7 protein-coding genes are annotated in these 7,764 nt (G+C 56.9%); 6 read left to right on the forward strand and 1 reads right to left on the reverse strand.

Annotated elements, in window-relative coordinates; translation table 11 throughout:
• Positions 1-47: 47 nt before the first annotated feature.
• Complete coding sequence (gene dnaA, locus JHD62_RS16060; protein WP_045848140.1) at positions 48-1,448, reverse strand: chromosomal replication initiator protein DnaA; 1,401 nt, start codon at positions 1,446-1,448, stop codon at positions 48-50.
• Between the two features lie 354 nt (positions 1,449-1,802).
• On the opposite strand from dnaA, the gene rpmH reads away from it, so the two are divergent.
• The 6 genes from rpmH to JHD62_RS16090 form a co-directional block, all read left to right on the forward strand.
• Positions 1,803-1,937: a 50S ribosomal protein L34 gene (rpmH, locus tag JHD62_RS16065; protein ID WP_011137953.1), complete on the forward strand. Its 135-nt coding sequence runs from the start codon at positions 1,803-1,805 to the stop codon at positions 1,935-1,937.
• Positions 1,938-1,945: 8 nt separating this feature from the next.
• Entirely contained in the window at positions 1,946-2,308 is a 363-nt protein-coding gene (gene rnpA / locus JHD62_RS16070) for a ribonuclease P protein component (protein WP_045848139.1), read from the forward strand.
• Positions 2,284-2,493 carry a membrane protein insertion efficiency factor YidD gene (yidD, locus tag JHD62_RS16075; RefSeq protein WP_045848138.1) on the forward strand — a complete coding sequence of 70 codons (210 nt, stop codon included), beginning with the start codon at positions 2,284-2,286 and terminating at the stop codon, positions 2,491-2,493. The genes rnpA and yidD overlap by 25 nt, the downstream gene beginning before the upstream one ends.
• Positions 2,494-2,512: 19 nt before the next feature.
• Complete coding sequence (yidC, locus tag JHD62_RS16080; protein ID WP_199103761.1) at positions 2,513-4,162, forward strand: membrane protein insertase YidC; 1,650 nt, start codon at positions 2,513-2,515, stop codon at positions 4,160-4,162.
• Between the two features lie 151 nt (positions 4,163-4,313).
• The gene (mnmE, locus tag JHD62_RS16085; protein WP_045848136.1) at positions 4,314-5,666 is read left to right on the forward strand and encodes a tRNA uridine-5-carboxymethylaminomethyl(34) synthesis GTPase MnmE; all 1,353 of its coding nucleotides are present in this window, start codon (positions 4,314-4,316) and stop codon (positions 5,664-5,666) included.
• Positions 5,667-6,053: 387 nt separating this feature from the next.
• Positions 6,054-7,764 (forward strand): autotransporter outer membrane beta-barrel domain-containing protein (locus tag JHD62_RS16090; RefSeq protein ID WP_199103762.1); only part of this gene is annotated, 1,711 nt, incomplete at its 3' end.

Genomic DNA, 7,764 nt, shown 5'->3' on the forward strand with positions numbered 1-7,764 from the left:
GGCTCCCGAATGTGTCCAGAGTCAGTTATCGGTTGAATCAACATAAATCAGTTACGCAGCATGGAGAGCAACGTATCGTAATCGTGCGCCATATCGGCGTCATTACCACGCATTTCGGCAATGGTTTTGCAGGCATGCAGCACGGTGGTGTGGTCGCGGCCGCCAAAGGCATCGCCGATATTGGGCAGCGAGAGCTGGGTCAGCTCCTTGGCCAGCGCCATGGCCACCTGACGCGGCCGGGCAATGTCACGGCTGCGCTTTTTGCTGTGCATGTCGGACAGCTTGATCTTGTAGTACTCGGCCACGGTTTTCTGGATGGCATCTACCGTCACCTGGCGGTTGCCTGCAGCCAGAATGTCTTTCAGCGCTTCTTTCACCAGGTCCAGCGAGATGCTCTGGTTGGTAAAGCGGGCATAGGCCACCACACGCTTGAGCGCGCCTTCCAGTTCGCGCACGTTGGAGCGCACGTTCTGGGCAATGAAAAACGCCACCGGGTGGTCCAGCTTGATGCTGTCGGCTTCGGCCTTCTTCATCAGAATGGCCACGCGCATTTCCAGCTCCGGCGGCTGGATTTCCACCGTCAGGCCCCAGGAGAAGCGCGAAATCAGCCGCTCTTCCATGCCTTCTATCTGCTTGGGGTAGGTGTCGCAGGTCATGATGACTTGCTTGCCGCCTTCAATCAGCGCGTTGAAGGCGTAGAAGAATTCTTCCTGCGTGCGGTTCTTGCCGGCAAAAAACTGGATGTCGTCAATCAGCAGCAAATCCAGCGAGTGGTAGTAGCGCTTGAATTCGTCAAACGCCTTGTGCTGGTAGGCGCGCATGATGTCGGCCACATAGCGTTCGGCGTGGATGTAGCGGATTTTGGCTTGCGGGTTCTTCTGGAACACGTGGTTGCCAATGGCCTGAATCAAGTGGGTCTTACCCAGGCCCACGCCACCGTAGACAAACAGCGGGTTGTAAGCCTGGTCGCCCGGATTCTCGGCAATCTGCATGGCCGCGGCACGCGCCAGCTGGTTGCCCTTGCCGGTCACCAGTGTGTCAAAGGTGAAGGAGGGATTGAGCCGGGTGCTTTCGTGGCTGCCGCCAATGGCTTTTACTGCCGCCTGTTTGGCCGGGCTGGGGGTGTCGTTGCTGGTGGCGGGGGCCGGTGCGGGCTTGCGCGCACTGTTGCTGACCGCAGTGGGCACCGCCAGCGGCTTGCTGCTGGGCGCGCCCAGGCGCAGCTCGACCGGGGCTTCGCCCACCAGTTCTACCGCCAGTTCTTCAATGCGACCAAGGAAGCGATCCTTGATGAATTGCATGATGAAACGGTTGGGTGCAAACAGCGCAATGCCTTCTTCGTTGGCTTCGGCCGCCAGCGGCTTGATCCAGGTATTGAACTGCTGTGAAGACAGTTCGGCCTCGAGGCGTGCGAGGCAGGCAGGCCAGAATTGATCCAGTTCGGTCATTAAGTACACGCAAGTAAAAGCAAAAACCCGCCGTTGACGATATGCGTTGCGGCGGGAGGAGCCATGGTTGCCACCCTGTGGGATGGCCGGACGGCTATGTCCGGCGCGGGTGCAGCCCTGGCATGTGTTCATGCAAGGCAAGTGGCTTGCACCATCCCCCTGTCGTGCTGGCTGCCCTTGGGCGGGCGGCTGCGTTTAATAATTACGCAGGGGGTGGGGTGCGTTAAGTTTCGACATTCTAACGGTTTTCGGCAAAGTTATCCACAGGTGTGCTAAAAATTTGCCATTGACAAGCGGCGGTTTTTCTTGTGAAATCACGCGTTTATTTCCGTTTCGAAACAGGAATTCTTTATCATGAAGCGTACTTACCAGCCTTCCACTACCCGTCGCAAGCGCACTCACGGCTTCCTCGTTCGCATGAAGACCCGCGGTGGCCGCGCAGTTATCGCCGCCCGTCGCGCCAAGGGTCGCAAGCGCCTGGCCGTATAAGTTCAGTAATGACTTATCGCTTTCGCCGTGTGCACCGGCTATTAAAAACGGATGAATTTTCATCCGTTTTTAGTTTGCGGCAAGCGCGCAGCACGGCTTTGTTTCAGGTTTATGCCCGTCCCAACGATCTGGGCCATGCCCGGGTTGGCCTGGTGGTGGGCAAAAAGGTCCACAAGCGGGCCGTACGCCGCAATTACATCAAGCGTACCGTGCGCGAGTGGTTCCGCCTGAATCAGGCTTCCTTGCCGGCACAGGACTACATTGTCCGTGCCAAACTTGCTTTTTCACGCGCTGACAGAGCAGAAGCTGTCATCGCCTTGTCTACACTCTTTGCTAAACTGGCACGATGTCGCGCCTCCTCATCCTCCTGATCCGCTTTTATCAACTGGCCATCAGCCCCTGGCTGGCACCACGGTGCCGCTATGTGCCGACCTGTTCCAGTTACGCGATCGAGGCGGTGAGAAAGCATGGCGCCTGCAAGGGCGGCTTTCTGGCGATGAAACGCATCGGGCGCTGTCACCCCTGGGGTGGCAGTGGTTATGACCCGGTTCCCTGAACTTTCCGGTATCGTAGAGATGGATTCCAAGCGACTCATAATCTTCATCGTTCTGTCCATGGGCATCCTGCTGCTGTGGCAGGAGTACTTTGCGCCCAAGCCTGCTCCGCAGCAGGTGGCACAGACACAAACGGCTTCGCAGCCGGACGCACCGGCCAGCCATACCGCCAGCGCCCAGCCTGTTGAGGCTGCCAAACTCACCGCCGGTCAGCGCATTCGCGTGACGACCGACGTGATCAAGGCCGAAATTGATACCGTGGGTGGTGACCTGCGTCAGCTGGATTTGCTGAAGCACGATTCCGCCACGGACGCCAAAAAGCCGTTCGAGCTGCTCACCGACAAGAATGGCCGCGTGTACGTGGCGCAGACCGGTCTGGTGGCTGCCAGCAACCCGGCCCTGCCTACCCACAAGTCGGTATACACCTCGGCACAGTCCAGCTACACCCTGAGCGGCGACAGCCTGCAGGTGAAGCTGACCGCGCCGGCCGCCAATGGCGTGCAAGTGGTGAAAACCTATACCTTCAAGAAGGGTAGCTACGATATCGCGGTGCGTTTTGACATCACCAACGGTGGTACTACCCCGCTGGCGCCCACCGCTTATTACCGCATCCTGCGTGATGGCCAGGCACCGGAGGGTGAAGGCCGCTTTGCCCACACCTTTACCGGCCCGGCTGTGTACACCGCTGCCGACAAGTTCCAGAAGGTTTCCTTCGAAGACCTGGCCAAGGGCAAGGGTGATTACGCCAAGTCGGCCACCGACGGCTGGGTGGGCATGCTGCAGCATTACTTCATGACCGCCTGGATCCTGAAGCCGCTGGATTCGGCCAGCGTGTGCAAGGACGACAAGTCCTGCCACTTCGAGCTGAAAGACAGCAACGGCCTGTATTCCGCCGCTGCCACCGTGGACCTGAAAACCATCAATCCGGGCCAGACCGCTTCCATCACCGTGCCGCTGTATGCCGGCCCGGAAGACTACAGCGTGCTGACCAAGATTGCCGACGGCCTGGAATATTCCAAGGACTACGGCTGGGTACACATCTTCGCGTCCCCGCTGTTCTGGCTGCTGACCAAGCTGCACGGTCTGGTGCAGAACTGGGGCTGGGCGATTGTGCTGCTCACCCTCACCGTGAAAGCCATCTTCTATCCGCTGACTGCCGCTTCCTACCGCTCCATGGCCAAGATGAAGGCCCTGGCACCGCGTCTGGAACGCATGAAGGAACAATACGGCGACGACCGCATGAAGTTCCAGCAGGCCGTGATGGAAATGTACAAGAGCGAAAAGGTGAATCCGCTGGGTGGCTGTCTGCCCATGCTGATCCAGATTCCGGTGTTCATCGGCCTGTACTGGGCGCTGCTGGCCTCGGTTGAGTTGCGTCAGGCTCCGTGGATCCTGTGGTACACCGACCTGGCCCGTCCGGACCCGTTCTACGTATTGCCGGTGATCATGGCTGCCACCATGTTCCTGCAAACCTTCCTGAACCCGCCGCCGACTGATCCGATGCAGGCGAAGATGATGAAGATCATGCCGGTTGCCTTCTCGGCCATGTTCTTCTTCTTCCCGGCTGGTCTGGTGCTGTACTACGCAGTCAACAACATCCTGTCGATTGCCCAGCAGTGGTATATCAACAAGAGCATTGAAAACAGCAAGAAAGTCGCCCTGCAGTCCTGATATGGACGGTAGTGACTGACAAAGCCCGGCCAGACAAAGGCCGGGCTTTCTTTCTGATACAGTAAAAAAATCAACGCAAGTTGACCCAAGCCGCTGTCGCCATCCATGTGGCGGCTGCTTCGGTCAGCCTGTCAGCAGCAAGGAAACCGCCATGCCTAGCCTCTACGCTCCCGTCACCATTTGTGCCATCGCCACCGCACCCGGTCGTGGCGGGGTAGGGGTCATCCGCGTGTCAGGGCGTGACTTGCTGCCCTTTGCCGCTGCGCTTACCGGCGGCAAACAGCCCAAGCCGCGCTACGCGACGTATACCGATTTCTACGCGGCAGACGGCCAGGCCATCGACAACGGCCTGCTGCTGTACTTCCCCGGTCCCAACAGCTTTACCGGCGAAGACGTGCTGGAGCTGCAAGGCCACGGCGGGCCGGTGGTGCTTAACATGCTGCTGACCCGCTGCCTGCAGCTGGGCGCACGGCTGGCCGAGCCGGGCGAGTTTTCCAAGCGCGCCTTCCTTAACGACAAGATGGACCTGGCCCAGGCAGAGAGCGTGGCCGACCTGATTGATGCTTCCAGCGAAACCGCCGCCCGCAGCGCGCTCAAATCGCTGAAAGGCGCGTTCTCCAATGAAATCCACGTACTGGTGGACGAACTGATCACCCTGCGCATGCTGGTGGAGGCCACGCTGGACTTCCCGGAAGAAGAAATCGACTTCCTCAAGCAGGCCGATGCACTGGGCAAGCTGCAAACCCTGCGCCAGCGCCTGCAACAGGTGCAGGCTACCGCACGGCAAGGTGCCATACTGCGTGAAGGCATGCACGTGGTGCTGGTGGGTCAGCCCAATGTGGGTAAATCCAGCCTGATGAATGCGCTGGCGGGAGATGATATCGCCATCGTCACCGATATCGCCGGTACCACCCGCGACACGGTGCGGGAAGAAATCGTCATCGACGGCGTGCCGGTGCATATCATCGACACCGCCGGCCTGCGCGATACCGACGACGTGGTGGAGAAAATCGGCATCGAACGCACCTGGCAGGCGGTGGAGCGCGCCGACGTGGCACTGGTGCTGGTGGACAGCCGTGAAGGCGTGACTGCCGAAGTGGAAGCCATTCTGGAACGCATTCCGCCGCAACTGCCGCGCCTGTTCATTTACAACAAGGCAGACCTGAGCGGCGAAACCATCGGCATGGCCGAAGAAGATGGCCGCAGTGTGCTGCGCCTGTCTGCCCGCACCCATGCCGGGGTGGATCTGCTGAAAGCCCGCCTGCTGGAGCTGATTGGCTATAGCGGGGCCAGTGAAGGCGTGTTCCTGGCACGCGAGCGCCATCTGGACGCCATCCGTCGCGCGGCCGAACATATGGAACTGGCGCACACAGACTGGGAAATGGTGGAGATCTTCGCCGAAGAGCTACGATTGGCACAGAATGCGCTGTCGGAAATCACCGGCCAGTTCACCCCGGACGACCTGCTGGGGGTCATCTTCAGCCGGTTTTGTATTGGAAAGTAGTGCCTGATAAAGCTGCAATTGCTTGTTATTGAAAGCCCCGTTATGGGGCTTTTTTCATTTCAACGTGACGGTATGGAATAAGCCGATTCAATGTTTAAAATTCAGCAAATCATGATATGTGAATTTATATTTGCCAGAATTGAAAATCATTTTTATCAGCAATGCTGATCGTAAGGCTTATTTGTTAGGAAACAGGGAAGGAGTTGAAAGAAAAATATTACCTTTTGATCCTGACAAATTTCTTGCGTACTTCCAGTTGTCATGCTTAAATTTTAAACAGTAAAAGAAAGTTAATTTGCTGAAAATAGCAACATTAATTGTAAATATCTGTTTTACGTTTCGTGGGTAGACATAGCAAGTACGCTTGCAGCATCGGGAGAGTTGTGGATGAAAAATTTCAAGAAAAATGGCATATCAATTGCCCTGGGGCTTTGCTTTGCCGCACCGGCATTCGCAACAGTAACGTGCGGCACCACCGATACCATTACTACCAGTCAGGGTTCTTACACCCTGACTAACAACTGTGTAGTGATCAATCAGGGTGTAACGGTTTCAGGAAGTTATAACGGCGCACTGAATGGCTATATCCCTGGAGGTAATAACACGCCCAGTGTGATCAACAACGGTACCCTGGATGGTACCGGCGGGTTCGCTGTTCACAACCACGGAACAATCGGTGTATTTGAAAACTACGGTACCATCACCGGTAGTTTGCATAATGACGTAGGCACAATAGGCAGCCTGATCAATGGCCAGACCGGGATGCACTACGACGGTCACCTGCCCGGTAGCTATTACACGTATTTCAGCGGCCCTTCCACTTACGGCACGATTGCCTTTAATACCGGCGGCACACTGGCCACATATGGCCTGAAAATTGCAAATGGTCAGAACTATGCAACCGGTACTTACAATGCTGTGATCACCTCAGGATCTGCACTGACAATTACCACGCAGGAAATCAGTGGTGTTACCTACAACCTCAGTTCGTCCGATGGTGGTCTGACCTGGAACCTGGTGATTGGCAATGTCAGCAATACCCGTGTAGCCACGCCTACCGGGAATCTGGGCAATAACCCGGCACTGCCTGCTGCCAGGGTGATTGATGCCAATTCCTCCTTGCTGGCGCTGTTTGCCCCGCTGACCACGGATACCCAGCTGTCGCAGGCTGCAAGCCAGACGCTGCCGGTATTGACCGGCGCGACAGCCCAGGTGGCACAGACCGTCATGTCTTCGGTCAATAATGTGATTGACGCCCGACAGGGAGTAAACCGTGGCGAGTCCTCGGGTGATCTTTTCTATGGCGACAAGAATTTCTGGGTCAAGCCATTTGGAACACGTGGAACACAGGATGACAGCGATGGTGTGGCTGGTTACCGTGCCAATACCGCCGGCCTTGTATTTGGTGTGGATGGCACTCTCAAGAATAATGTCCGTGTCGGTGCGGCGTTTTCCTATTCCAGTACTAATGTGAATAGCCAGATCAGCGGCGGTGGTGTGAACGGGATGAATATCAAGGCCTACCAGCTGATCGGTTATGGCTCATACGATATCAATGCGCGGGACGTCCTGGATGTGCAAGCGGATGTGGGCCAGAACCATAACGCCAGTGCCCGTAATCTTGCCTTCACCAGCAGTGTGGCCACTGCCAGTTACGATACCTGGACTGCCCATCTGGGTGCCAGCCTGAACCGCAAATATGCCCTGAATGAACGCACTGTTCTCACCCCGTCGCTGCGGGTTGATTACACCCGTGTGCAGGATCAAGGCTATTCCGAGACTGGCGCAGGTCTGCTGGATCTGAATGTGGACAAGCACACTGCTGAAGCTCTGGTTTTCGGTGTGGATGCCAAACTTGCCTATCAACTGAATGACAAGTGGACCTTGTCGGCCAATACCGGCGTGGGCTACGACGCCTTGAACAAGCGCAATGTTGTCAATTCTTCGTTTGCCGGTGCTGCCGGTAGCAGTTTCCAGACGACAGGCATCAAGGTAAGCCCCTGGACTGGTCGTGGCGGCTTGGGTGCCAGCTACAAACTGCGCTCAGGCACTGATCCTGTCTCTTATACACATCTCCGAGCCCACGAGACGAACGCAA

The sequence above is a fragment of the Aquitalea sp. ASV11 genome (assembly GCF_016429185.1).
GTDB lineage: Bacteria > Pseudomonadota > Gammaproteobacteria > Burkholderiales > Chromobacteriaceae > Aquitalea > Aquitalea pelogenes.

Excerpts from the sequence above, each read along its gene's own strand:
- rpmH (WP_011137953.1), top strand. The coding sequence starts at position 1,803 with ATGAAGCGTACTTACCAGCCTTCCACTACCCGTCGCAAGCGCACTCAC.
- rnpA (WP_045848139.1), top strand. The coding sequence starts at position 1,946 with ATGACTTATCGCTTTCGCCGTGTGCACCGGCTATTAAAAACGGATGAA.
- dnaA (WP_045848140.1), bottom strand. The coding sequence starts at position 1,448 with ATGACCGAACTGGATCAATTCTGGCCTGCCTGCCTCGCACGCCTCGAG.
- mnmE (WP_045848136.1), top strand. The coding sequence starts at position 4,314 with ATGCCTAGCCTCTACGCTCCCGTCACCATTTGTGCCATCGCCACCGCA.
- yidD (WP_045848138.1), top strand. The coding sequence starts at position 2,284 with ATGTCGCGCCTCCTCATCCTCCTGATCCGCTTTTATCAACTGGCCATC.
- yidC (WP_199103761.1), top strand. The coding sequence starts at position 2,513 with ATGGATTCCAAGCGACTCATAATCTTCATCGTTCTGTCCATGGGCATC.